A 25,622-nucleotide genomic window follows, 5' to 3' on the forward strand; every position below is an offset into this window, starting at 1 on the left:
GGAGGATGTCATGGCAGACGTAAAACGGATTTATGTTGAAAAAAAAGAACCTTATGCCGTAGCGGCAAAGGAGTTGAAACAGGAGCTTAAGAGTTATCTTGGAATTGATACGCTCAGTGAAGTGCGTGTGTTGATTCGTTATGATGTGGAATCAATTTCCGAAGATGTATACAAAAAAGCACTTGTTACAGTGTTTTCAGAACCACCGGTAGATGATATTTATGAGGGGAGTTTCCCGAAAAAAGAGAATGACAAAGTGTTCTCTGTGGAATATTTACCGGGACAGTTCGACCAGCGTGCCGATTCGGCAGAACAGTGTGTGAAACTGTTAAATGAAAAGGAAGAACCGATTATCCGGTCTGCGACAACATATGTGTTATCCGGTGATATTTCCGAGGATGAATTAGCACGTATCAAATCGTATTGTATTAATCCGGTAGATTCCCGTGAAACAGATGAAGTAGTTCCTGAAACTTTGGTAACTGTTTTTGAGGAGCCGGCAGATGTTAAGATTTTTGATGGCTTTAAGGATATGCCGGAGGATGAGTTAAAGGCATTGTACGATTCACTTGGCTTGGCAATGACGTTTAAAGATTTTCTTCATATCCAGAAGTATTTTCATGGAGAAGAAAAAAGAGACCCGTCGATGACGGAAATCCGCGTGTTGGATACATACTGGTCGGATCACTGCCGTCATACGACGTTCCTCACAGAGTTAAAAAATGTAACGTTTGAAGATGGTGATTACAAAGCACCGGTTGAAAAGACATACAATGAATACAAAAAAGCACATGATGAAATGTATCAGGGCAGAGATGACAAATTTGTTTCTCTGATGGATATCGCGCTTCTTGGTATGAAGAAACTTCGTGCAGAAGGTAAATTGGAAGACATGGAAGTGTCGGATGAGATTAATGCCTGCTCGATTGTTGTACCAGTTGAAATCGATCATGGAAATGGTCCGGAAACAGAAGAGTGGCTTGTATTCTTTAAGAATGAAACACATAACCACCCAACAGAAATTGAGCCGTTTGGTGGAGCTGCTACCTGTCTTGGCGGTGCAATTCGTGATCCGTTGTCAGGACGTGGCTATGTTTATCAGGCAATGCGCGTGACAGGTGCGGCTGACCCGACAAAATCTCAGAAAGAGACGATGGAAGGAAAGCTTTCCCAGCGTAAGATTGTGACAGGAGCTGCCAAAGGTTACAGCTCATATGGTAACCAGATTGGTTTGGCAACCGGACTTGTGGATGAAGTATATCATCCAAATTATGTTGCAAAACGTTTGGAGATTGGTGCCGTTATGGGTGCTGCTCCAAGAAAAAATGTAATTCGTGAGAACTCTGATCCGGATGACATCATTATTCTTCTTGGCGGACGTACCGGTCGTGACGGATGTGGTGGTGCAACCGGTTCTTCAAAAGCACATAACACAGCATCGATTGATACCTGCGGTGCAGAGGTGCAGAAAGGTAATGCGCCGACTGAGCGTAAGATTCAGAGACTTTTCCGCCGCGAAGAAGTCAGCCGTCTGATTAAGAAATGTAATGACTTTGGTGCCGGTGGTGTTTCCGTAGCGATTGGTGAACTTGCAGATGGTTTGACCGTAGATTTGGACAAGGTACCAAAGAAATATGCCGGTCTCGACGGAACAGAACTTGCTATTTCTGAGTCTCAGGAGCGTATGGCAATCGTTGTTGACCCGAAAGATGTTGATAAGATGCTTGCCTATGCAGAGGAAGAAAACTTAGAGGCAGTCTGCGTAGCGACTGTTACCAAATCTCCTCGTCTTGTGTTGAAATGGCGTGGTAAAGAAATTGTAAATATTTCTCGTGCTTTCTTAGATACAAACGGTGCTCATCAGGAGACAGACGTTGTTGTAGAAAGCCCGAAAAAAGCAGATAATTATTTGACAAAGACAGAAAAAGTAGACAGTTTCAAAGATGCTTTCTTGAAAAAACTTAGCAGTTTAAATGCATGTTCAAAGAAAGGTCTTGTGGAAATGTTTGACAGTTCCATTGGTGCCTGCACGGTCAATATGCCATATGGTGGTAAATATCAGTTAACACCAACGCAGACTATGATTGCTAAACTTCCGGTACTTGACGGTAAATGTGATACGGTCACGATGATGAGTTATGGCATGGATCCGTATTTGATGAGCTGGAGCCCATATCATGGAGCAGAATATGCAGTGCTTACTTCGGTTGCTAAGATTGTGTCAGCCGGTGGTGATTTCCGCAAAATCCGTTTTACATTCCAGGAATATTTCAAACGTATGACAGAGGATGCAAAACGCTGGGGCGAGCCGATGGCAGCTCTGTTAGGTGCATATGATGCACAGATTAAACTAGGTCTTCCATCTATTGGTGGTAAGGATAGTATGTCCGGTACCTTTAACGACATTGATGTACCGCCTACCCTTTGCTCCTTTGCCGTTGATGTGGCAGAGATTTCGGATGTTGTAACAAACGAACTGAAAAAAGCAGGAAGCCGTCTTGTGAAATTCACAATTCAGAAGGATGAGTATGATCTTCCGGATTTTGCATTTATTATGAGTCAGTATGAGAAGATTACGAAACTGATGCGTGATGGTGTAATTCTTTCCGCACAGGCAGTTGATGGCAACGGTGTTGCCGATGCCGTTGCGAAGATGGCATTTGGTAATAAGATTGGTGCTAAATTCTGCAAACATAAACCAAAAGAATATTTCTTTACACCGGGTTATGGTGAAATTGTAGCAGAGATTGATGAAGAGGATTTGGCTGTGTTGGATGCTGCCGGTGTTTCTTATGATAAGATTGGTAAGACATTGGATAAACCGCAGTTTGAGTGTGATGATGAAGTGATTTCCATGGAGGAAGCACTTTCGGCTTGGAGTGGCACTTTGGAAAAAGTATTCCCTACCCGTTCCGGTGTGGAAGACAAAGAAATCAATACCGGACTTTACGATACGAAAGACATTTATGTATGCAAACATAAAGTAGCAAAACCTTCCGTATTTATTCCGGTATTCCCGGGAACAAACTGTGAGTATGATACCGCTCTTTCGTTCCAGGCAGCAGGTGCTGATACAAAGAGCATTGTATTTAAAAATATGACGGAGCAGAACATCACGGACAGTGTAGATGCTTTTGAAAAGGCAATCCGTGAGTCCCAGATTTTGATGTTTGCCGGCGGATTTAGTGCCGGTGATGAGCCGGATGGCTCGGCAAAATTCATTACCTCCATTTTCCGTAATGAAAAGATTAAAGATGCCGTTCATGAACTGTTAGATGAGAGAGACGGTTTGGTACTTGGTATTTGTAACGGATTCCAGGCGTTGATTAAACTTGGTTTGGTTCCTTACGGTAAGATTGCGACACAGCTTTCCGACTCGCCGACATTGACGACAAACAGTATTGGACGTCATGTGTCGAAGACCGTTTATACAAAAGTGGTTACGAATAAATCGCCATGGCTTCAGGAGGCAGAACTTGGCGGAGTATATTCGATTCCGGCTTCTCATGGTGAGGGACGTTTTGTGGCAAGTGATGAGTGGATTCAGAAATTGTTTGCAAACGGACAGGTTGCGACACAGTATGTAGATATTGATGGAAATCCAACCATGGATGAAGACTTTAACCCGAATGGTTCTTATTGTGCAATTGAAGGTATTACCAGTCCGGATGGACGTGTTCTTGGTAAGATGGCACATTCCGAGCGCCGCGGTGATGGTGTTGCCATAAATATTTATGGCGACCAGGATCAGAAGATTTTCAAGAGCGGTGTAAAATATTTTGCATAAGTGCATGATTTTGTATGTAACGCGCTGTTCCCTAAACGATAGGGAGCAGCGTTTGTTTTAGTAGAAAGGAAGAAAAATGAAACGAATGATTTTGGCATCCGGCTCTCCGAGACGGAAAGAATTGCTTCAGATGTTGGAGGTTCCTTTTGAGGTGCTTGTATCGGACACCAAAGAAGTAATCACAAAAAATGAGCCGGCAGAAGTGACGAAAGAATTGTCATATCAAAAAGCGATGGCAGTTGCCGGGCAGGTAGAAGAAGGAATCATTATTGGTGCGGATACGGTTGTTTCGATTGATGGAAAAATTCTTGGAAAACCGGCAGATAAAGAAGAAGCGAGAGAAATGATTTATAAATTACAGGGAAAAAGTCATATGGTGTATACCGGTGTTACGGTGATTGCAAAATCAGATGATATGGTATCTGCGTCATCATTTGCTGAGGGAACGAAGGTGAATGTAGCGCCGATGACAGAAAATGAGATTGAGGCTTATATTTCGACCGAAGAACCATATGATAAAGCCGGAGCATATGGCATTCAAGGCTTGTTTGGCAAGTTTATTGAAGGAATTGAGGGGGACTACTTCAATGTGGTTGGTCTTCCCGTTCACAGGCTGTATGAAGAATTAAAAAAATTTGATTAGTTACTATTCCGTGTGATGTGGTATGCCTGATTCCATTTGACATAGTTTTTGACATTCTGCAATAAATAATCACGGTAGGAATGACTAAGCAGTGTTTTCTTCTGCGACTGATTATACAATTCCAATAAAATCTGCAGGGTATATACATTATTCGTTTGTTCATCATGGTAAATAAAATTCGCATTATTAAGCTCCAAAAAGGCATTATGGATGCGGTTTGGGGAGGATATTTGCCCCTGCTTAGGAAGAAAAATAACCGGTTCGTCTTTAAATCCGAAAAATAAGCAGTCAAAATGAAGCCAGTAGAAGGTGCAGAGGGATGGGGCAAAACCAAATTGCTGTCCAGGCTCCATAATTAAGTATTCATTTTCATTTACGACATACCGGTCTGTTTGGTCTGCAATGGAAAGTGTTCCGTTTGTTACTATGATTAATTCATTTTCCATTAGTTCACGTGACATATGAATCCAATCCGGCGAACCTGCCTCAAAGAATCCATTGAATTTATAGTGTACCTGCGCTGCCGTTGATATTCTAATATCTTTCATTTTTTAACGCTCTCCCTGCTTGATTTTGCGATTAATATGTTGTTAATATATAGTATAAGATAATTATCTTACTTTTTCAAACAAAACATAACCCTTTTTTTGTTTACTTATTGTCATTTTTATGTAATAGTAAGGATACAAAAACAAAGGGAGGATTTTTTATGAATCAGGATATTTCAATTTGTGTTTTGACGGAGAATGAGATGGGCTGGACTGAACCATTTGAGTTAGACAAAGTACAGATTTTAGACAATTATTATTTGTCTGCTCAGAAGTCGGATATAGCTTTCTTGAAAAAAATGGATACTGCGCGCCTACTGGCTAGATTTCGAACGACAGCAGGGATTGATACAAAGGGTGTCAGACCGTATGGCGGATGGGAAGATAGTTTGCTTGGCGGTCATTGTGTCGGCCATTATCTTACGGCTCTTGCACAGGCGGTGAAGGTGACTGGTGATAAAGAACTGAAAGAAAAATCTCAGACGTTAATTGCCGGTTTGGAAGAATGTCAGAAGAAACTTGGCACCGGGTTCCTTTTTGGGGCAAAAGTGGAAGATAAAGAGAATGTTGAGAAGCAGTTTGATATTTTGGAGGGAAAGAAAAAGGGCGAGACGTGGGTTCCATGGTATAATATGCATAAGGTTCTTGCCGGTCTTGTAGATACTTATAAATATACGGGAAATGAAACAGCTCTTTTGGTTGCGGAAAAATTGGGTGACTGGATTTATGAGCGTGTGAGTAAATGGGATTTAAAAACGAATCAAAAGGTATTGGAGACGGAATATGGCGGCATGAATGATTGTTTGTATGAACTGTATTCCTACAGTCATAATAAGCACCATTTGGAGGCGGCGCAGAAATTTGATGAGAAAGCACTTTTTTTGATGGCTGCGAAAGGTGAAAAAAACTGCCTGGATGGAAAGCACGCGAATACCCAGATTCCTAAGTTTATCGGTGCGATTAAGCGATATAATGTGTTAAAACAGCTGGGGGAGGCAAAACAGGAAGATGAAGCATATCTTGTGGATGCTGAGAAATTTTTTGAAATGGTTGTCAAACGACATTCTTTTGTTACCGGCGGCATCAGTGTGATGGAGCATTTTCGGAAAGATTATCATTTGGATGAGATTCGTACGCAGACAAATTGTGAGAGCTGTTGTGCGCACAATATGTTAAAACTTGCAAAAGAGCTATTTAAGGCAACAAGGAAAAAGGAGTATGCCGATTATTATGAGACAACTTTGCGGAATGCGATTATGGGAGCGGTAAAAACGGAGAGTGGAGCAGCATCTTATTTTACGCCGATGGCAACCGGGTATTACAAAACGTTTGGTGAGGAGGAGCCTGAGAAGAATATGTTCTGGTGCTGTACCGGAAGTGGCATGGAGAATTTCACGAAACTGGGCGACAGTATTTATTTTCGTGCCAATGATACGCTGCTTGTAAATCAATATGTCGCTTCAAAAGTGACTTGGGAGGAAAAGAATCTTGTGCTTACACAGAAGTCGGATGTGACAAAATCAGAGGAGATTTCTTTTGTGTTAAATGCATTGCATGACAAAGAAATATCGGATGTGGCGATTGCGCTTCGGATCCCGGATTGGATGCATGGGGAAGCCACGATTTATGTAAATGGCGCGGAGAAAATGACAGCAGCCGGTAATAGCGAGTATGTTTTATTGGAGCGTAACTGGGAGGATGGTGATGTGATAATGGCAAAATATCCGATGTCAGTGGAGTCTGTTGGACTTTTGGATCAGGATGCCGTGTTTGCTTTTCGGTACGGACCGACGGTTCTGGCTGCAAAACTTGGAAAAGAAAAGATGGGAGAGGCGACATGGGCGGGAATTGACCTTACCGCACCTCTTTATAAGGTAGTAGGAAATGAGTGCCGGAAAGACACAATTGCGTATGGTGAACCAAAAACGACAGAACTGCTTGATAATGAAACGCTGACGATTCAAAAAGAGACCTCTGTGAATGAGTTTGTCAGTCATATAGAACGTTATCTAGTACGTGATACGGAAAGCGAAACCTTGTCGTTTCATCTGAAAGGAACGGATGCTGATACGACATTTGAAAATGGACTACAGTTTGTTCCGTTTAATACACTAAATGATGAGCGGTATGGTATTTATTGGTATTTTGATACTGAGAAAAATAACGATAAGGAATGAAAAAAACTTCTTGACATGCAGGCAGTTATTCAGTATAATAGCACTTGTGTTTAAGAAGTGCGCGAGTGGCTCAGTTGGTAGAGCACAACCTTGCCAAGGTTGGGGCCGCGGGTTCGAGTCCCGTCTCGCGCTTTCATATTAAAAAAAGAGTGACTCTAAAAAGGAGCCACTCTTTTTTTTCTTCGAGCCCTCGGCTAATTATATAAGCAAAAAAGGAAGTTCAATTCGAGAGAGACTATAACGCAAAGCGTTATCCCGTCTCGATTCGATTGAACTTTCTTTTTTTTGTGAAAATTCCACAGAAAATAGTTGAACTCTACGTAAAAAGTGTGTATAATATAACCATATTATGTGTATAATTTACACATAGAATGAGGATTGGAGGGCTGATAGATGAAAAAACGGGTCAATATTACGTTAGAAGATAAAGTGATTCAGAGAATTGACCAGTACGCAGATGAGCATTATACCAGCCGTTCCGGTGCAATTACGATGTTGATTGTGGAGGCTACGGAGGAGCCAAAACAAAAGAAATAATGGGATACTTTGGGTTAATTGTTCAGAAAAACGGAGGATATTGTGAAAGTTACGATGGATTACGTGGTGGGAAATACCGCCATACAAATTGTGAATACGGGGAAAAAAGTAAAAATTGTTGACGTGGAAAAACAGAAGAAGAAAAGAAAGTTTATTAAACAGTGGATTATTGCAAGTGCAGCATCCCTTGTTTTGATTCTAATTTGTTTCCAAATTGTTCGTATGGAAAATCAGGAAGTGCTTTTGAATAAACAAGTGTATAAACTGGCGTCTCAGATTGATGTATTAGAAAAAGAAAATTTAGCACTGAAAAAGCAGGAGGCAGACGTGACAATTTCATATGATGATTTGTTTGCGCGTGCAAAGTCGTTAGGCATGAAATTTCCTACGAATTGTCAGGTTCAGACCTACACGGTAGAGAAGAGTACAGCAGTGCGTTTATATGGTGAAAAAAACCATAAATTGGGTAAATAAAAATTTTTTTGAAAAATTTAAAAATAATGCTTGCATTCCGAAAAGGATTCATGTATAATATCGCTTGTGGTTGTGATTGGGCTATCGCCAAATGGTAAGGCACTGGACTCTGACTCCAGCATTTCAAGGTTCGAATCCTTGTAGCCCAGCTTGAAGAGCTCTGATACATATGTGTCAGAGCTCATTTGTTGTATATCGATTGAAAATCAGCGGATGGATAGCATATCCATGACAGAATGGAGGATTTTATGAGTGATTCACAGAGACAGGAAATCGAGAAAAGACGTACTTTTGCGATTATTTCCCACCCGGATGCCGGAAAGACGACATTGACGGAGAAATTTCTTTTATATGGAGGAGCAATTAATCTAGCTGGTTCGGTAAAAGGAAGAAAAGCGGCGAAACATGCGGTTTCTGACTGGATGGAAATTGAAAAGGAAAGAGGTATTTCGGTAACAAGTTCGGTTCTGCAGTTTAATTATGATGGTTTTTGCATCAATATTCTGGATACACCGGGACATCAGGATTTCTCGGAAGATACTTACCGTACGTTGATGGCAGCAGATTCAGCCGTGATGGTAATTGACGGCTCTAAAGGTGTTGAGGCACAGACGATTAAGTTATTTAAGGTTTGTGTCATGCGCGGGATTCCAATTTTTACGTTTATTAACAAGATGGACCGTGAGGCGATGGATCCGTTTGAATTGATTGACCAGATTGAGAATGTGCTTGGTATCCGCACTTGTCCGGTGAACTGGCCGATTGGTTCCGGAAAGAACTTTAAAGGTGTGTATGACCGTAACACAAAGACCATTTCCCGATTTATTGCGGGGGACAATGGACATAAAGTAGAGATGGTAGAGGCAAGTCTTGGGGATGCCGGTTTGGATGATTTGATTACGAAAGAATACCACGATATTTTAGTTGATGAAATTGAATTGCTGGATGGAGCAAGCGATGCCTTTGATTTGGAAAAGGTTCGTGCCGGACAGCTTTCGCCGGTATTTTTTGGTTCGGCACTGACAAACTTTGGTGTAGAAACCTTTTTGCAGCATTTCCTGGATATGACAACATCTCCGCTGCCTCGTACATCCGGTGGCGAGGTGGTAGACCCATTCTCGGATGAATTTTCGGCATTTGTATTTAAGATTCAGGCAAATATGAATAAGGCCCATCGTGACCGAATTGCTTTTATGCGTATCTGCTCCGGTAAGTTTGAGGCAGGCATGGAAGTTATGCATGTGCAGGGTGGCAAAAAGATTCGTCTTGCACAGCCACAGCAGATGATGGCACAAGAGAGAAAACATGTCGAGGAGGCATATGCCGGTGATATTATCGGCGTTTTTGACCCGGGTATTTTCTCGATTGGAGATACATTGTATAAAGGAAAAACGCCGGTTCGCTTTGAAGGAATCCCAACATTTGCACCGGAGCATTTTGCAAGAGTCCGTCAGGTGGATACGATGAAGCGTAAACAGTTTATGAAAGGAATTTCACAGATTGCACAGGAAGGTGCGATTCAGATTTTTCAGGAATTTAATACCGGCATGGAAGAGATTATTGTGGGTGTTGTAGGCGTCCTGCAGTTTGAGGTGCTTCAGTACCGTTTGGAAAATGAGTATAATGTAGAAATCCGTATGGAACAGCTTCCGTATGAGCATGTACGCTGGATTGAAAATAAGGATATCGATGTAGCGGCACTTTCGGTTACGTCCGATACAAAGAAGGTAAAAGATCTGCATGACAGACCACTCCTTTTGTTTACCCATCCGTGGAGTGTTCAGACGGCGCTTGACCGAAATGAAGGGTTACAGTTAAGTGAATTTGGTGCGACAGAAGAATAGAATAAAAAAGGCGTTGGAATCATAGTTGATCTCGAACGCCTTTTTCTATATTACTTATCAATTGTATTTATTGGAAAAGATTTAAGTCAATGGCATTTGCCATCACCTGATAGCCATTATAAGGATGGATGCCATCATCTTTGTTTGTATATTTGGCTAATAAATTTTGCGGATTTGCCGGATCGGCAACGGCATTTTCAAAATCAATGATGCCATCTACGCCAGACTCGGATGAACGCATCCACTGATTGATAAGTTGTCTTACTTTTTCTGAATTTTCACTATAAAAACTGCTTGTGCCAAAAGGAAGGATTGGTGCACCATAAACTTTGATGTTGTTTTTATGACAAGTTTCAATCATCTTTTGATATTCCGGCAAAAGCAAATTGTATTTGTCCGTATTTTGAAGCTTATCCAAATCATTGACGCCAAATAAAATTATACAGTAAGCAACACCGTCGTGTTCTAATAAATCACGGTTGAATCGGTTTTTTCCCGCATCCGTTGGATACGAGCCGAGAATGGAATTTGAACCAATTCCCTCGTTTATAACAGATACATTTTCGGTTCCTTTATTTGCTTTTAACCGTTTGGCAAAGTAATCTCCCCAGCGAGTGTAGGAATCTGGTTTTTTGCCCAAGTAGGTGGCATCGGTGCCATAGCCATCGGTAATGGAATCACCAAAACAGACAACCGCTTTACTTCCATTTGCAGAGAGAAGAGATGCGTCTGCTAAAAAGAACCAGCTGGTTGTTTTCTTATAATTACTAAAAGTATTGGCTGAAACTTGATTACCGGAGACCTGGTAGGTTGTAGCACGGGCACCGCGGTGTCCGGTAATGTTTGTGGTCGGCGTTTCACCAAAAAAAGTGGAAATGGCTACATTTTCCAGTGCTTCTACGGGAAAATCAATAGCGTCAGTTTGAATTACCTTTCCTTTTGGAATAATAAAATTTTCTTTTCCTTCGAATGTTACGGTGGCATCTGTATCGGTGTTGATTTCAGGATTCGATGCCTTCACCTGCTTCGCTATGTGCATTGATTTAATCGTGACATCCCTTCCGCCATATTGGTTGCTTAAGCGGAAACGGATTTTACTTCCGGTTGTAGTTACTTTAATAACCTGTCTTACTGTAGAATCTTCTAAAGCAATTTGAGGCATTGCGTTGGATGTAACATCGCATTTTTCTTCTGCTGTACCCCAGGTAGTAACCCATGTCGGGGTAGGAGTGGCGGTTGGCACTGGAGTCAGTGTTATAGCGGGAGCCCTGTTTGGTGCCTGCGAAGGCGAAGCCGTACTGGATGGGACAGCCACATTTTTTTGTGGTGTAGCTTTTTTTGCAGCAAGAACTGTGATGCGGCAGGTAAGTTTACGGATTTTTTTCCCATGTTTGTAACGTGCAAGAAGTGTTGTCTTTCCCTTTTTTACTCCTTGAATAACAGCATATGGTTTTCCGGTTTTCTTTTGTTTTACAATTTTCGCAATTTTTTTGTTCCCTAATTTCCATGTAACTTTTGTTTTCTTTGCAATTTTTTTGATTGAAACCTTTGCTTTCTTTCCGGTATAAACCGAAACTTTTGTTTTGCTAAGTGCTGGCTTTTTTGCTGCATTAGCGGTAGTACCCGGAACTGTTTGTGACAGAGTGCTCATAAAAAGAGCCGTCAACAACAGAGGGGTGTAAATTTTTCGCTTCATAAATGCGATACCTCCATTTTTTTTCTTCATTGTACAATACCAATAAAGAATGTCAACGGCTCAGAGAACAATGCACCAATATATTCAATATTTATGCCATTTTATGCAAATATATCCGTATTATTTAATGTTTAATTTTTTTGCTGTAATCAGGTAAGTCAGTAAATAGAAGATGACTCCCAAAGCTCCATACAGGAGGCAGAACAGCAAAAGGACAACATGGATGGAGTCAATCACATCAGGGAATATCAGGATAAATGGGATTGACAACAACGAAATAACAATCTGTAATCCCTGAGAAAGTCCAAGGAAAGCACCAATGCTTAATGCGACACGGTGAGTCTGTACTAATTGACCAATCATGATGGAAAGGTACATCATCAAAATTGAGAACGAAAGGCTGATCAATATAAAAATTCCAAACAAAACCAGTGCACTAAAGTCGCTCAAGTTAATTGTCTGTAAAACGAATTCAATGCTGTGAATGATATCAGACATTGTAATTGGCGTAGCAATTAATATAACAATAAACATAGAAATCAATGCAATTCCACAGGCGAGGATATACCACACAAAGGAAACCAGCCATTTGGCAAGTAAAAGCTGGCCTGTTTTGGCGGGAAGGGTAAATGTTAAATATGCTTCCTGGGAAGTCATGGTCTTATAAAAGCGTATGGCAATTAACACCTGAGTTACAATGAGCAGGCCAAACAGCAGCAGACAGTAACCTATGATGCCGCTTCCAAATACAAGAGAAAGAGCATCGGCTGTATTTTCATCATACGGTTGTGAGCCCAAAGACATCATCAAGCTGAAAATAGGTGTTAAAACAACGATGAATCCAAACATTGGAATAAATAAACGCATCGTATCTTTAAATTCGTGTTTAATTAATTTTTTTAGCATCGGAACACCTCCCGGAATAATGTATCGACCGACTTGCCCTGCTGTTCGCGGATATCATCTACGGATGACTGCAAGCGAATCTGGCCGTCCTGCAGGAAAATAACATCATCTAAAATGCTCTCAACATCAGAAATCAGATGTGTGGAAAGAAGCACAGAGGCATTTTCACTGTAGTTCGAAATAATCGTCTGTAATATGTAATCTCTGGTTGCCGGATCGACACCTCCGATTGGTTCATCCAGACAGTACAGATTTGCATTCCGGCTCATAGTCAGAATCAACTGGACTTTTTCCTGTGTTCCTTTTGACATGTGTTTTAAACGCATATTTTCGACGATGTCTAGGCGTTTTAACATTTCCTCAGCTTTGTTTTTGTCAAAATCTACAAAAAAATCATCATAATAGGAAAATAAGTCTGATATTTTCATCCATTTAGGAAAAATTGTCTGGTCCGGCAGATAGGAAATGTGCTGCTTAGTAATAACGCCGGGACGTTCCCCTCCAATAAAAAGTTCGCCGGAACTTGGTGTGAGCAAACCGTTTATCAATTTCAAAAAAGTGGTTTTTCCGCTTCCGTTCGGACCTAAAAGCCCAACTATTTTTCCGCATTCAATCGTTACATTTACATCTCGTAATGCCGGTTTAGGACCGAAATTTTTGCAGATGTGTTTTGATTCTAATAAAATCATAAATCCTCCTTCCTTTGCTTGCGCAGGCAGGCAATGCATTCTTCTTTTGAAAATCCTAATTTTGCAAGAGCCTGATAACAGTTTTCTACAATGCCGTCCGCTAATTCATCACGCATGGACCCAATCAGTGATTCATCACTTGTTACGGTTCGCCCATTTGTCCGGCTGCCAATCAAAAGCCCCTCCTGTTCAAGAGCTGCGAGTGCTTTCTGCATCGTATTTGGATTTACCGCAGCCTCAGTGGCAAGTTCCCTTACCGAGGGAAAACGCTCACCGGGGCGGTAGTGACCGGACAGAATCTGTAACTTAATCTGTTCTACCAATTGTATATATATGGGACGTTCCTTTGATAAATTCCAGGACATAGAAAACCTCCTTTCTTATTAAGCTAAATAATTATTGTACTACTGTATTAAGTACGTAACACAATAGTACAGCGGAGGGATGAATATGTCAAGAGATGTTTGACATTTTGTGCTTCTGTAATTTGTTGAGAAAAAACTTTGCGGCTCGTGGGCGTTTCCACTAGACAAATGCGTAGGGGTATCGGCATGCCAAATACGCATGCTTGATACCCACGCATTTGTACCCACGAGCCGCAAAGTTTTTTCTCGATAAATTATGAAGACACAAAAGTTGTACAAACAATCCCATAATTTTCAGAGAACATACTTATTAGTTTTTGGTAAAGGAGAAGATTACGTCAAAGGAACAATGCCGTTTTTAGATTTCTAGTAAATTATTAAGAAGCGTTCGTGGTTTGTGGGTACAAACACGTGGGTTTCGTGCATGCGTATTTGGCATGCCGATACCCCTACGCGTTTGTTTAGCGGAAGCGCCCACAAAATGCGAACGCTTCTTAATAATTTACAAAAATTAAAAACGCATCATTGTTCCTTTGACACAAACTCGACATTTTTCGTCCTTTACTTTTCTTTTTTTTAGTGATAAAATAAAAACACGAATGAATAAATTTAAGGAGGACATTACAAAAATGGCTAGAGCAAAACAATCCATGGATGGTAATACCGCTGCAGCACACGTGGCATATGCCTATACAGAAGTAGCTGGTATCTATCCTATTACACCTTCGAGCCCGATGGCTGATTCCGTTGATCAGTGGTCAGCAGCAGGACAGAAGAACATTTTTGGCAGCAAAGTAAAAGTTGTTGAGATGGAATCTGAGGCCGGCGCCGCTGGTACTGTACACGGTTCTCTTGCAACAGGAGCTTTGACAACGACATTTACGGCTTCTCAGGGTCTTCTTCTTATGATCCCGAATATGTATAAAATCGCTGGTGAGATGTTGCCAAGTGTATTCCACGTATCCGCACGTACGGTGTCTACACATGCTTTGAATATTTTTGGTGATCATAGTGATGTATATGCTTGTCGTCAGACTGGTTTCGCTATGCTTGCTGAGACAAACCCACAGGAAGTTATGGACTTGAGTCCGGTTGCTCATTTGGCAGCTTTGGAAGGAAAAGTTCCATTCATTAACTTCTTTGATGGTTTCCGTACTTCCCATGAGATTCAGAAGATTGAGAAATGGGATTACGAAGATTTGAAAGAAATGTGCCCAATGGATGCTGTTGAAGCATTCCGTAAACATGCATTGAATCCAGAGCACCCAACTGCACGTGGTTCTCACGAGAATGGAGACGTATTCTTCCAGCATCGTGAAGCATGTAACAAGGCTTATGATGCACTTCCTGCTGTTGTAGAGAAGTACATGAACAAAGTAAATGAAAAACTCGGTACCGATTACGGTTTGTTTAACTACTATGGTGCACCGGATGCTGACCGCGTAATCATCGCTATGGGATCCATCTGTGACGTAGCAGAAGAAGTAATTGATTACTTGACAGCAAAGGGCGAGAAAGTTGGTCTTGTAAAAGTTCGTTTGTATCGTCCATGGTCTCCGGAAGCAATTCTTAAGGTGATTCCTAAGACTGCTAAGAAGATTGCTGTACTTGACCGTACAAAAGAGCCTGGTGCTCTTGGTGATCCGTTGTATCTGGATGTTGCAGCTACTCTTCGTGAGGCAGGTTTGAATGATATCATTCTTACCGGCGGACGTTATGGTCTTGGTTCCAAAGATACACCACCATCATCTGTATTCGCTGTATACAAAGAACTGGAGAAAGACGATCCAAAACCTCGTTTCACAATCGGTATTGTGGATGACGTAACAAATTTGAGTCTTCCGGAAGTGAAACCGGCTCCAATTACTTCTGCACCGGGAACAAAAGAGTGCAAGTTCTGGGGACTTGGTGGAGATGGTACTGTAGGTGCTAACAAAAACTCAACAAAGATTATCGGTGACCACACAGATAAATTTATCCAGGCATACTTCCAGTATGACTCAAAGAAAACAGGTGGTGTAACAATTTCCCATCTTCGTTTTGGTGATAATCCGATTAAGAGTCCTTACTACATCAACCAGGCTGACTTCGTAGCATGTCATAACCCGGCTTATGTAACACAGGGTATGAAGATGGCTCAGGATGTAAAACCGGGCGGTGTATTCATGATTAACTGCCAGTGGTCTGATGAAGAACTCGGACATCACTTGAACGCTGAAGCTAAGAAATATATTGCAGACAACAACATTCAGCTTTACACAATCAACGCGATTGATAAAGCAATTGAAATTGGTATGGGTAAACGTACTAACACAATTTTGCAGTCTGCATTCTTCAAACTTGCTGATGTAATGCCAATTGATGATGCGATTAAGTTCATGAAAGAAGCAGCTAAGAAATCTTACTCCAAAAAAGGTGATGCTGTCGTAGAAATGAACTACAAAGCAATCGATTGTGGTGTTGACGCAATTCATAAAGTAGAAGTACCTGAATCTTGGAAGAATCCGGAAGCAGATGCTCCTGCAAAAGAGAAGACCGGACGTCCGGAAGTTGTTAAGATGGTAAATGACCTTCTTGAGCCAATTTCTAAGATGGATGGTGACAGCCTTCCAGTATCTGCATTCGCAGGTAACCCGGATGGTCAGTTTGAGACTGGTGCTTCCGCATATGAGAAACGTGGTACAGCCGTTATGGTTCCTGTATGGAATCCGGATACATGTATCCAGTGTAACAACTGTGCATTTGTATGTTCTCACGCTACAATTCGTCCATTCCTCCTTTCTGAGGATGAGGTGAAAGCAGCACCTTCAAACATCAAACTTGCTGATACAAAGCCAAAAGCCGGCGAATATAAATTTGCAATGAGCGTATCTCCTTTGGATTGTATGGGATGTGGCGAGTGTATTACCGTATGTCCGAAAGCTGCTGATGAAGCCATCAAGATGGTACCTCAGGAGTCTCAGGCAGACGAGCAGCCGGTATTTGATTACTTGGTAGCTAACGTTGGTAAGAAAGACAGCGGATTTGCTGATACAACTCCAAAGGGAAGCCAGTTCAACCAGCCACTTCTCGAGTTCTCCGGAAGTTGTGCAGGATGTGCTGAAACATCTTATGCAAGACTTGTTACACAGCTCTTTGGTGAGCATATGTACATTTCAAATGCAACAGGATGTTCTTCTATCTGGGGTAACCCGGCAGCAACATCACCATATACAGTAAACAAAGATTCCAAGAAGGGACCGGCTTGGTCTAACTCCCTGTTCGAGGATAACGCAGAGCATGGTCTTGGAATGCACATTGGACAGAAATATCTTCGTGACCAGGCAATTGAATTGGTAGAAGAGATTGCTGCTTCCGATAAAGCATCGGCTGAATTTAAAGCTGCTGCTGCTAAATTCATTGAGACAAAAGATAATACAAGAGAGAACTCACCTGCTGCAGAAGCATTGATTGCTGAACTTGAAAAAGCTGCAAATGCAGGATGTGAGAAATCCAAAGAAGTTCTTGCCAAGAAAGATTACCTTGCTAAGAAGTCCGTATGGATCTTCGGTGGTGACGGTTGGGCATATGATATCGGATTTGGTGGTCTGGATCATGTACTTGCATCCGGCGAGAACGTAAACGTAATGGTATTCGATACGGAGATGTACTCCAATACTGGTGGTCAGGCATCCAAAGCTTCCAATATCGGTGAAGTTTGTCAGTTTGCTGCTGCCGGTAAAGAGATTGGCAAGAAGAGCCTTGCTGAAATCGCTATGAGTTATGGCTATGTATATGTAGCACAGATTGCACTTGGTGCTAATCCTGCTCAGGCTGTAAAAGCAATTGCTGAGGCAGAAGCTTATAACGGACCATCCCTGATTATCGGTTATGCTCCATGTGAGCTCCACGGTATCGCTAAGGGTGGTATGAACCACTGCCAGGATGAGATGAAGAAAGCTGTTAAGGCTGGATACTGGAATCTGTTCTCCTTCAACCCTGAGTTGAAAGCAGAAGGAAAGAATCCATTCACTCTGACATCCAAAGAGGGAGATGGTTCTTATCAGGACTTCTTGAACAACGAGGCTCGTTATACTCGTCTGATCAAGCCATTCCCAGAGCGTGCAGAAAGACTCTTCAAAGAGTCCGAAGAAGCAGCAAAAGCTCGTTTCGAGCATTTGCAGAAGCTTGTTGAGCTTTACAAATAAGAATTTGAAATTTTCTGTTTATCGAAAATTTTTGAAAAAGGGGACCATCTCAACAGATGGTCTCCTTTTTACATAAAAAGTATGATTCAAAAAAAAGGGGAAACAATAAAAAAGTGAAAAAGTGACACATTATTTTGATATATTAGGGGCTATCAAGGATTAACTGAAAGGACGAGAGAAAATGAAAAGAAAATGGAAATTATGGATGATAGCATTTGTATTATTTGTTATGACAGATATAATGATGCAGAGCAATCAAGCAGAGGCAAAAAAAAGAACATTTACGGTGAGTTCCAAAACGATACCATGTAGTTCATCTTATCGGCAGAAACCGTATTATAATAAAAAAACAAAACAGTATTATATGATAAACTCCTATATGAGGCGTTTATCGACAACAGGCGGAACGCTGAAATTAAAAAAAGGAACATATAAAATTCCAGGTACAATTTATGTACCGTCTAATGTTAAAATTGTCTGTGCAAATGGTGTTAAAATCAAAAAAACAAAAGCAACAGGAACAAAGAAAGTAAAATCAACTAAATTTTTGTTCCAAATGATTTCGGAGGAAAAGGCATCGGGAAAACAAAATACAGGAAAATATGCGGCATCAAAAAATGCATCCATTCAGGGAAATGGGAAAGTGATTTTTGATATGGGAAATGTGAATGGAGCAACGGCGGTTTTTGTTGGTCATGCATCCGGTATTACTGTGAGTGGTGTGAGATTTCGAAACAAAAAAGGCGGCAGTTATATTTGGATTGAAGGTTCTAAAAATATTTCTGTCCGGCAATGTGTCTTTGAACGAAAAAAAGATGTGTCCGGTTTGAAAAATCGAATGGCTGTAAGGCTTGAAACAAGCAATCAGACAACATCGGATTTTTCTGGTAAATGGTACAAAAAAGACAATACTGTGAACAAAAAAGTAAAGATTGAGAACAATCAATTTCTGGGGGCGGATGTTGGCATCGGTACGACGAAATCGGTTGTATTAGAAAAAAATAAGCAAACAAAAGAATATTATCAGAAAAGCATTACCATTGCAGCAAACACATTTACAAATACCAAAAAGGCTCCCATATATGCTGTCTTGTGGAAGAAACCGACAATAAAAAAGAATGTAGTGAAAAGAAATGGGGCGGAGAAACGTGCCAGTGCGGGAATGCTTGGGTTTGGAGTAGAAGAACCATCCTTTACTGCAAATCAAATTAGCGGGTGTTCTTATGCTGTGAAATTTGATAGAGCAAAAAATAGTGGGAAAGGGAAAAAATTTCCTTCCGTTATGTCTGTGATAGGAGTAACTGCGGCGAATAAAATAGCGGCTACAAAAGTAGATGATTTGAGCCATTATTATGTGCCAAATGAAACGGCGAGAATTCTTTATTTTCGCAATAGAACGGAAAAAAATTTTACGATTACGACAGCTACAGAACCGTATCAGGAAAAATACACGGATGCCTCTGATTATACAAAGCGGAAAGTGTATTATACACTTATGTCTTATATGGAACAGCTTGAGTATGCCGGTGGTGGAACGATTACTGTCAAGGCCGGCAATTATGAGGTGACTAATAATATCTGTATTCCATCCAATGTGACGATACGGATGGAAAATGGGGTGACATTTACGAAAAAAGGAACGACAGCAACCGATATTTGTTATGCCAAATCTATTTTTACCATTGTGCCGCCATCAAAAGATGGTACGGTTAAGACAATTTCCGGTTACAATGGTTCACATGATGTGAAAATTATAGGAACGGGAATGGTTCGCATGAATTGTGCGAATGTGAAAAACTGTATGGCGCTTGTTATGGGGCATGCAAGAAATATAACAATCGAGGGCATTACATTTCAAAACGAATATGGTTCGCATTTTATGGAATTAAATTCTTCTTGCAATGTAACGATTGAAAAGTGTACATTTGAAGGATTCAAGGTGTTGGATAAAAAAAGTTATAAGGAATGCATCAATGTGGATGGCACCGATTTGAATACTGACGGATTTAATTATGATTGGTCGGCTCATGATAAGACAATTTGTAAAAATATTTTAATACAGAACACTACCTTTAAAAATATTGGAACTGCGATTGGTAGTCATACGTATTCTGCGAACGGCCAGACACAGCTTTATCATGAAAATGTTAGAATTTTAAATAATACATTTGACGGTACCTATAATGCAGCAATTCGTGCATTAAATTGGAAAGATACCGTGATTTCAAGAAATTCATTTTTACGGCTTCAGGTATTAGAAGATGGCGTGTTAAATGCAAATGGAAATCAAACAAAATACGTGGCACTTCTTTTGCGAGGTGTGGTAAATCCAACGGTGACTGGAAATGTATTTGAGGATTGTAAGTATTATCCGATTCGTGTTGTGATGCGTGATTCAGCTACCGTTGACGGAGCTGTGAAAGCGGGATATGGTGACACGATATCTTCTGTCTCGGATGTAAATTGGAGTGCGATGCAGAAAAATACAGTAACAAACGTTGCGGAAAAATATCAAAAAATTGTTGTGCGCGAAAATAATGACCAGTCAGACTCAGATGCAGAGAAAAAAGCGTTTTTGCAGTAATTGACAAGCCGGCGGTGTTACGCTATAATTAAATGATGTTAAATTCGTAGGAGGTAAGACCATGGCTGAAACAAAGAAAAACATTTTGACGTATGAAGGTTTGAAAGCGTTAGAGGACGAACTTCATGAATTGAAGGTAAATCGTCGGCGTGAGGTTGCTCAGAAAATCAAAGAAGCACGTGAGCAGGGTGACTTGTCCGAGAACGCAGAATATGATGCAGCGAAAGAAGAACAGCGCGACATCGAACTTCGTATTGAAGAGATTGATAAAATTTTGAAAAATGCAGAGGTTGTTGATGACAATGACGGCGATTCGAGCGTAATCAATGTTGGCTGTACAGTAACCATCAAAGATTTGGAATTTAATGAAGAAATGGAATATAAAATTGTGGGTTCCACTGAGGCAGATAGTTTGAAAGGTAAAATTTCAAATGAGTCACCGGTTGGTAAAGCTTTGATTGGCGCACAGAAAGGTGAGACAGTAGAGGTAGAGACACCTGCTGGTATCATTAAGTACGAAATTTTGGATTTCCGTAAGAACTAGAAGAAATAGAGAAGTGAGGATTAAAAAGTGGCAGAAGATATTAATCAGTTGTTAAAAGTTAGAAGAGAGAAATTGCAGAATCTTCAGGAGGCGGGAAAAGATCCTTTCAAAATCACAAAATGTGATGTAACCCACCACTCCATGGAGATTAAAAATAACTATGATGAATTAGAAGGAAAGACTGTGACAATTGCAGGACGTATGATGTTTAAGCGTGTCATGGGAAAAGCTTCTTTTTGTAATACGAGAGATTTAGAGGGTGATATCCAGGCTTATGTGGCAAGAGATAACATCGGCGAAGATTCCTATAAGGATTTTAAAAAATACGATGTGGGTGACCTTCTTTGCATTACCGGTGAAGTGTTCAAGACAAAAACCGGTGAAATTTCGATTCATGCATCGAATGTTACATTGCTGTCAAAGAGTCTGCAGATTCTTCCTGAGAAATTCCATGGTTTGACTGATACAGATGTACGTTATCGTCAGCGTTATGTGGATTTGATTATGAATGCGGAAGTAAAGGATACGTTTATTAAACGTTCCCGTATCATCAGCACCATTCGTAAATATCTTGATGGCGAAGGATTTATGGAAGTGGAGACCCCGATGCTTGTGGCTAATGCCGGCGGTGCAGCAGCACGTCCATTTGAGACACATTTTAATGCACTTGATGAGGATTTTAAACTCCGCATTTCCCTTGAATTATATTTGAAACGCCTGATTGTCGGCGGAATGGAAAAGGTTTATGAGATTGGCCGTGTATTCCGTAACGAGGGACTTGACACCAGACATAACCCGGAATTTACTTTGATGGAATTGTATCAGGCATACACCGATTACCACGGCATGATGGATTTGACAGAAAATCTGTACCGCTATGTGGCACAGGAAGTTCTGGGCACAACAAAGATTACTTATAACGGAATTGAGATGGACCTTGGCAAGCCGTTTGAGCGCTTGACGATGGTGGATGCCGTTAAGAAATACGCAGACGTTGATTTCAACGAGATTTCCACATTGGAAGAGGCACAGGCAATTGCTAAAGAAAAAGGCATTGAATATGAGCCACATCATAAAAAAGGTGATATTTTGAATCTCTTCTTCGAAGAGTTTGTTGAGGAGCACTTGATTCAGCCAACCTTTATCATGGATCATCCGATTGAGATTTCTCCATTGACAAAGAAAAAGCCGGATAATCCAGATTATGTAGAGCGTTTTGAGTTCTTTATGAATGGCTGGGAGATGGCAAATGCGTACTCCGAGTTAAATGATCCGATTGACCAGCGCGAGCGTTTCAAAGCACAGGAAGAACTTCTTGCACTTGGTGATGAGGAAGCAAATACAACAGACGAAGATTTCTTGAACGCACTTGAAATCGGCATGCCGCCAACCGGAGGAATCGGTTTTGGTATTGACCGTATGTGTATGTTGCTTACGGACAGCGCAGCGATTCGTGATGTGCTGTTGTTCCCGACAATGAAGTCTATTGATAAGTAGGAATGCAGGAAAATCAAGGGTTTCAGAGCTTGGATGTACTAAAATATATAGTTGGTCAAGGGGTTTTGACCAAGATTTGACCAATTTTTGGCATAGTCAAAAAAAGATTAGTACAGGTTAGTACAGATTGCTTAGTCTGAAAAATTAAAGATTGTATTACTTAGAGGACATTTTCTAAAGAAATTTAGAAGATGTCCTCTTTTTGCGTTATAGGAACAATTGAAATACCGAAAGGAGAATAGCATGGAACACACAAAGACATATCAGGAATTTAAGAAGAATGGTAATACAAAGTTTGTAAGATATAGCGAAGGAGCAGAAATGTATCATATGAGCGTATCAAAGTTTATGCAAATGGCTAAGGATGCCAAAGCAATCTATAAGTTAGGACAGTTAGTACTTGTGAATTTAAAAATATTTGATGAGTACATTGAGACATTCCATATAGTTGATGATGAATTTTATAAGTAGGTGAAAAGGATGGTAACACAATTACAGCCGGATGTTAGGGCTTATCTTCATGGTGGGGAGGTAATAAAAAGATACATAAGGGTCGAAGAGGTGGCTCATGAATATGGATTTAGTGTTGAGGAAACTGAATATATAGCTAAGGCTGCAAGTTCTTTATACAAGCTTACCCGTATTCATTTGGTAAAAAAGGAAAGGTTTGATGAGTTTATGAAACACATATATAAAGTGCCGGGAACAAATAAGCAGATAATCAAAAAGTTTGCGAGAATTGGAGAAGCTTCAATTATATACAGTATAGGAAGGCATAGGTTTATCGAGTTGGCTAGAGCAGCAGGTGCTACATATAAAATAAATGAGGGGACAGGAGGGACTGTACTAGTTAATTTGGAAATATTTGATAATTACATGGAGCAATTCAGACAACCTGTAAGACCTTTGAAAGAGCCGTTATACGGACAGGAAGAAGGTGAATTGAATGAGTAACTCATATAAGTTCTATTCAGATACAAAAGACATTATGAAAAAATATGTAAATGCTACTGAGGGAGCCATTATTTATGGTATAAGTAAATCAAGGATTATGGTTTTGGCTTCAGAAGCAGGGGCAGTATATAAGGTTGGAAATTCAGCATTGATTAATACAGATATTTTTGAAATGTATTTGGAGAAATTTAAGGAACCAACAAGACCATTGCCCAAACATATTTGGAATAAATTGTCAAGCGAAGATAAAAAAGACCACAATAGTACCTGTTTTGACAAAAAAGACCCGTGATTGTCACTTTCGGCATTATAGAAACTAATGTAATATATGGACATTCCAAGAAAAACTTGGGATGAACAATTTAATAATCAGTTACAGATTTGCAAAGTAGTTTGCACTGCAGAGTATCTGTAGGTAGTAAATTTACGGGGCATGTACCTGGAAGATGAAAGTCACAGCTATCATATTAGTAGCCTGATGGATCGAAAGATGAAGGGTGAGAAGTTGGATGGAAATCTGGAAAAAGGATTCGGCATGTTGCGTAAGGATAATCAACCACAGAGGGCGAGAAGTTTGTCCTTATCCTCAAAAGGCTAAAAGAGGAGATAGTGCTTCTGATAATTCAGAAGGGCGTCGTGAAACACATTTTGTGGCTCGTCTGTAACTCCCGGAGGTGAGAACACCTCTTTGTACACGGGGCGATATAGGAGTCTAGAAGACTGGCGTGTACCTACATGCTTAGCATTAAGCATAGCCATGTAGACTATATCACTTCCAAATTCAAATTTTGTCTATATGGCAACTAATTTGAAGGAGGATAAAGTGATGATGGGATTTAGCATAGCATTTATAATTATTGTTCTTATTGTATTGTATTCATTAGCAAGGACAGCAGGTGAGTCGGACAGGATATTGGAAAATATAAGAGAGCAATCACTCCTTGGAAGGGAGGAGAGCTCTGGTGGGAACAGTTGAAAAAAGAGATAAGCATAAGAAACGCAGATTTGTATCTCCAGAAGAAAAGCTTGAAAGAGAATTAAAAGATTGTATGCATTGTAGATTCTTCTGGGGACATAACAACAGATGTGCCAATGGAACATGTTGTAAACCATCTAAGAAAAAAGAACAGAAGCTTCCAGCGGAATGTGTCGGATGTCCATATTATCAAGGGAATGGTTATTGTTTTCCTTGTATGCGAAAGCTGATAGGAAAGTAGGTGGTTAAGATGTTCAAGTGGCTGTTTAAGAAGAAAGGATGTGCAAAACATATGAATAACAAGTTAGAAGTAATCGGCATTGATCATGGTTGGTCAATGATGAAAACAATTTCTCAGGTATTTGTCACAGGAGTTAAGGAGATTACAACAACTCCGGCACTTTTCGGCGATGTACTTGAGTATGAAGGAAAGTTCTATAAGGTTGGAACTGTGAGGCAGGAAGTAAAGGATACAAAGGTCGAAGATGACAGCTTTTATCTTCTCACACTTGCAGCAGTTGCTAAGGAACTTAAAAGAAGAGGTCTTGCAGAGGCAAAGGTATTCCTTGCCGTAGGACTACCACTTACAAGGTTTGGAGCAGAGAAGAATGATTTTATCAAGTACCTGACAAAGAATAAGCGTGTAAGCTTCAAATATGAGAATGAGCCGTATTATATTGAAATGGATGATGTGGCAGTATTCCCTCAGTGTTATGCAGCAGTAGTGGACAAGATTCCTACAATGGCAAAGAAAACGCTGATAGTAGATATCGGTAGCTGGACAATCGACATTATGCCGGTAATCAACAAGTCACCGGATGAATCAAAGTGTGTGACGATACCAAAAGGTCTTATTACCTGTATGCGTTCTATCAATGAACAGTGTGTAAGACAACTTAACGGAGAGGTAGACGAGTCAGAGATACAGAATATCATGCGATATGGCAGGTCAGATATTGATGATGAATACTTTGCCATTATCAAGGCAGAGATAGAGGATTTTGTTGATAAGGTATATAACTCAATCCGTGAGTTTGGGTATAACTTAAAGACTACACCGATTGTATTTGTCGGTGGCGGGGCAGTTGTGATGAAGAATTTTGGTAGTCATGATGCTAAGAACATTTCCTATAACCTTGATGTAAAGGCAAATGCAAGAGGATATGAGCAGCTTGCCACAATGGGACTTAAAAGCACTAAGCGATTATCATAAG

21 protein-coding genes and 2 tRNA genes are annotated in these 25,622 nt (G+C 40.5%); 18 read left to right on the plus strand and 5 right to left on the minus strand.

Annotated elements, in window-relative coordinates; translation table 11 throughout:
- The first annotated feature begins 10 nt into the window (after positions 1 to 10).
- Together DW005_RS01725 and DW005_RS01730 are read left to right on the plus strand one after the other, a co-directional pair.
- Complete coding sequence (locus DW005_RS01725; protein WP_117477923.1) at positions 11 to 3,787, plus strand: phosphoribosylformylglycinamidine synthase; 3,777 nt, start codon at positions 11 to 13, stop codon at positions 3,785 to 3,787.
- Between the two features lie 76 nt (positions 3,788 to 3,863).
- The gene (locus DW005_RS01730; RefSeq protein ID WP_117477924.1) at positions 3,864 to 4,430 is read left to right on the plus strand and encodes a Maf family protein; all 567 of its coding nucleotides are present in this window, start codon (positions 3,864 to 3,866) and stop codon (positions 4,428 to 4,430) included.
- Here DW005_RS01730 and DW005_RS01735 read toward each other — a convergent pair.
- Positions 4,427 to 4,978 carry a hypothetical protein gene (locus tag DW005_RS01735; protein ID WP_117477925.1) on the minus strand — a complete coding sequence of 184 codons (552 nt, stop codon included), beginning with the start codon at positions 4,976 to 4,978 and terminating at the stop codon, positions 4,427 to 4,429. The two genes, DW005_RS01730 and DW005_RS01735, sit on opposite strands and share 4 nt — an antisense overlap.
- A gap of 161 nt (positions 4,979 to 5,139) precedes the next feature.
- Here DW005_RS01735 and DW005_RS01740 point away from each other — a divergent pair, with 161 nt between their 5' ends.
- The 6 genes from DW005_RS01740 (at position 5,140) to DW005_RS01765 (ending at position 10,010) form a co-directional block, all read left to right on the plus strand.
- Complete coding sequence (locus DW005_RS01740) at positions 5,140 to 7,155, plus strand: beta-L-arabinofuranosidase domain-containing protein (RefSeq protein WP_117477926.1); 2,016 nt, start codon at positions 5,140 to 5,142, stop codon at positions 7,153 to 7,155.
- A 59-nt stretch (positions 7,156 to 7,214) separates the two neighbouring features.
- Positions 7,215 to 7,287 (plus strand) — tRNA-Gly (locus DW005_RS01745).
- A 261-nt stretch (positions 7,288 to 7,548) separates the two neighbouring features.
- Entirely contained in the window at positions 7,549 to 7,692 is a 144-nt protein-coding gene (locus tag DW005_RS01750) for a DUF6364 family protein (RefSeq protein ID WP_022377879.1), read from the plus strand.
- 42 nt (positions 7,693 to 7,734) lie between these two features.
- Positions 7,735 to 8,166 (plus strand): hypothetical protein, encoded by a 432-nt coding sequence (locus DW005_RS01755; RefSeq protein WP_117477927.1) that lies wholly within the window; start codon positions 7,735 to 7,737, stop codon positions 8,164 to 8,166.
- Between the two features lie 77 nt (positions 8,167 to 8,243).
- A tRNA-Gln gene (locus DW005_RS01760) sits at positions 8,244 to 8,315 on the plus strand.
- 99 nt (positions 8,316 to 8,414) lie between these two features.
- A complete protein-coding gene (locus DW005_RS01765) occupies positions 8,415 to 10,010 on the plus strand; it encodes a peptide chain release factor 3 (RefSeq protein WP_022377877.1) in 1,596 nt (531 codons plus the stop codon).
- A 67-nt stretch (positions 10,011 to 10,077) separates the two neighbouring features.
- Here the strand turns inward: DW005_RS01765 and DW005_RS01770 are convergent, their stop codons facing one another.
- The 4 genes from DW005_RS01770 to DW005_RS01785 form a co-directional block, all read right to left on the minus strand.
- Positions 10,078 to 11,706: a GDSL-type esterase/lipase family protein gene (locus tag DW005_RS01770; protein WP_181974911.1), complete on the minus strand. Its 1,629-nt coding sequence runs from the start codon at positions 11,704 to 11,706 to the stop codon at positions 10,078 to 10,080.
- Positions 11,707 to 11,826: 120 nt separating this feature from the next.
- Positions 11,827 to 12,612 carry a hypothetical protein gene (locus DW005_RS01775; RefSeq protein WP_117477929.1) on the minus strand — a complete coding sequence of 262 codons (786 nt, stop codon included), beginning with the start codon at positions 12,610 to 12,612 and terminating at the stop codon, positions 11,827 to 11,829.
- Entirely contained in the window at positions 12,606 to 13,301 is a 696-nt protein-coding gene (locus tag DW005_RS01780) for an ABC transporter ATP-binding protein (RefSeq protein WP_117477930.1), read from the minus strand. Before DW005_RS01780 ends, DW005_RS01775 begins: the two co-directional genes overlap by 7 nt.
- Entirely contained in the window at positions 13,298 to 13,666 is a 369-nt protein-coding gene (locus DW005_RS01785; RefSeq protein WP_117477931.1) for a GntR family transcriptional regulator, read from the minus strand. The genes DW005_RS01780 and DW005_RS01785 overlap by 4 nt, the downstream gene beginning before the upstream one ends.
- Before the next feature lie 629 nt (positions 13,667 to 14,295).
- On the opposite strand from DW005_RS01785, the gene nifJ reads away from it, so the two are divergent.
- The 10 genes from nifJ (at position 14,296) to DW005_RS01835 (ending at position 25,621) form a co-directional block, all read left to right on the plus strand.
- Complete coding sequence (nifJ, locus tag DW005_RS01790; RefSeq protein ID WP_022377872.1) at positions 14,296 to 17,853, plus strand: pyruvate:ferredoxin (flavodoxin) oxidoreductase; 3,558 nt, start codon at positions 14,296 to 14,298, stop codon at positions 17,851 to 17,853.
- A 181-nt stretch (positions 17,854 to 18,034) separates the two neighbouring features.
- Positions 18,035 to 20,437 carry a right-handed parallel beta-helix repeat-containing protein gene (locus DW005_RS01795; protein WP_117477932.1) on the plus strand — a complete coding sequence of 801 codons (2,403 nt, stop codon included), beginning with the start codon at positions 18,035 to 18,037 and terminating at the stop codon, positions 20,435 to 20,437.
- A gap of 61 nt (positions 20,438 to 20,498) precedes the next feature.
- The gene (greA, locus tag DW005_RS01800) at positions 20,499 to 20,981 is read left to right on the plus strand and encodes a transcription elongation factor GreA (protein WP_117477933.1); all 483 of its coding nucleotides are present in this window, start codon (positions 20,499 to 20,501) and stop codon (positions 20,979 to 20,981) included.
- A 27-nt stretch (positions 20,982 to 21,008) separates the two neighbouring features.
- On the plus strand, positions 21,009 to 22,478 hold the full coding sequence (gene lysS / locus DW005_RS01805; protein WP_117477934.1) for a lysine--tRNA ligase: 1,470 nt from the start codon (positions 21,009 to 21,011) through the stop codon (positions 22,476 to 22,478).
- Positions 22,479 to 22,721: 243 nt separating this feature from the next.
- Positions 22,722 to 22,949, plus strand: coding sequence for a DUF6462 family protein (locus DW005_RS01810; protein ID WP_012739894.1), 228 nt, complete (start codon positions 22,722 to 22,724; stop codon positions 22,947 to 22,949).
- Between the two features lie 9 nt (positions 22,950 to 22,958).
- On the plus strand, positions 22,959 to 23,432 hold the full coding sequence (locus DW005_RS01815) for a DUF6462 family protein (RefSeq protein ID WP_022377867.1): 474 nt from the start codon (positions 22,959 to 22,961) through the stop codon (positions 23,430 to 23,432).
- Entirely contained in the window at positions 23,425 to 23,724 is a 300-nt protein-coding gene (locus DW005_RS01820) for a DUF6462 family protein (protein ID WP_022377866.1), read from the plus strand. The genes DW005_RS01815 and DW005_RS01820 overlap by 8 nt, the downstream gene beginning before the upstream one ends.
- A 534-nt stretch (positions 23,725 to 24,258) precedes the next feature.
- A complete protein-coding gene (locus tag DW005_RS01825; RefSeq protein ID WP_015567903.1) occupies positions 24,259 to 24,408 on the plus strand; it encodes a hypothetical protein in 150 nt (49 codons plus the stop codon).
- Positions 24,395 to 24,649, plus strand: coding sequence for a hypothetical protein (locus tag DW005_RS01830; protein WP_055062764.1), 255 nt, complete (start codon positions 24,395 to 24,397; stop codon positions 24,647 to 24,649). The genes DW005_RS01825 and DW005_RS01830 overlap by 14 nt, the downstream gene beginning before the upstream one ends.
- Positions 24,650 to 24,700: 51 nt before the next feature.
- Positions 24,701 to 25,621 carry a ParM/StbA family protein gene (locus DW005_RS01835; RefSeq protein ID WP_050755693.1) on the plus strand — a complete coding sequence of 307 codons (921 nt, stop codon included), beginning with the start codon at positions 24,701 to 24,703 and terminating at the stop codon, positions 25,619 to 25,621.
- Position 25,622 lies beyond the last annotated feature (1 nt).

The organism is Clostridium sp. AF36-4, assembly GCF_003435975.1.
GTDB lineage: Bacteria > Bacillota > Clostridia > Lachnospirales > Lachnospiraceae > Eubacterium_F.

Coding starts and splice junctions, on each gene's coding strand:
- DW005_RS01725 (WP_117477923.1), top strand. CDS start 11: ATGGCAGACGTAAAACGGATTTATGTTGAAAAAAAAGAACCTTATGCC.
- DW005_RS01730 (WP_117477924.1), top strand. CDS start 3,864: ATGAAACGAATGATTTTGGCATCCGGCTCTCCGAGACGGAAAGAATTG.
- DW005_RS01735 (WP_117477925.1), bottom strand. CDS start 4,978: ATGAAAGATATTAGAATATCAACGGCAGCGCAGGTACACTATAAATTC.
- DW005_RS01740 (WP_117477926.1), top strand. CDS start 5,140: ATGAATCAGGATATTTCAATTTGTGTTTTGACGGAGAATGAGATGGGC.
- DW005_RS01750 (WP_022377879.1), top strand. CDS start 7,549: ATGAAAAAACGGGTCAATATTACGTTAGAAGATAAAGTGATTCAGAGA.
- DW005_RS01765 (WP_022377877.1), top strand. CDS start 8,415: ATGAGTGATTCACAGAGACAGGAAATCGAGAAAAGACGTACTTTTGCG.
- DW005_RS01770 (WP_181974911.1), bottom strand. CDS start 11,706: ATGAAGCGAAAAATTTACACCCCTCTGTTGTTGACGGCTCTTTTTATG.
- DW005_RS01775 (WP_117477929.1), bottom strand. CDS start 12,612: ATGCTAAAAAAATTAATTAAACACGAATTTAAAGATACGATGCGTTTA.
- DW005_RS01780 (WP_117477930.1), bottom strand. CDS start 13,301: ATGATTTTATTAGAATCAAAACACATCTGCAAAAATTTCGGTCCTAAA.
- DW005_RS01785 (WP_117477931.1), bottom strand. CDS start 13,666: ATGTCCTGGAATTTATCAAAGGAACGTCCCATATATATACAATTGGTA.
- nifJ (WP_022377872.1), top strand. CDS start 14,296: ATGGCTAGAGCAAAACAATCCATGGATGGTAATACCGCTGCAGCACAC.
- DW005_RS01795 (WP_117477932.1), top strand. CDS start 18,035: ATGAAAAGAAAATGGAAATTATGGATGATAGCATTTGTATTATTTGTT.
- greA (WP_117477933.1), top strand. CDS start 20,499: ATGGCTGAAACAAAGAAAAACATTTTGACGTATGAAGGTTTGAAAGCG.
- DW005_RS01810 (WP_012739894.1), top strand. CDS start 22,722: ATGGAACACACAAAGACATATCAGGAATTTAAGAAGAATGGTAATACA.
- DW005_RS01815 (WP_022377867.1), top strand. CDS start 22,959: ATGGTAACACAATTACAGCCGGATGTTAGGGCTTATCTTCATGGTGGG.
- DW005_RS01820 (WP_022377866.1), top strand. CDS start 23,425: ATGAGTAACTCATATAAGTTCTATTCAGATACAAAAGACATTATGAAA.
- DW005_RS01825 (WP_015567903.1), top strand. CDS start 24,259: ATGATGGGATTTAGCATAGCATTTATAATTATTGTTCTTATTGTATTG.
- DW005_RS01835 (WP_050755693.1), top strand. CDS start 24,701: ATGAATAACAAGTTAGAAGTAATCGGCATTGATCATGGTTGGTCAATG.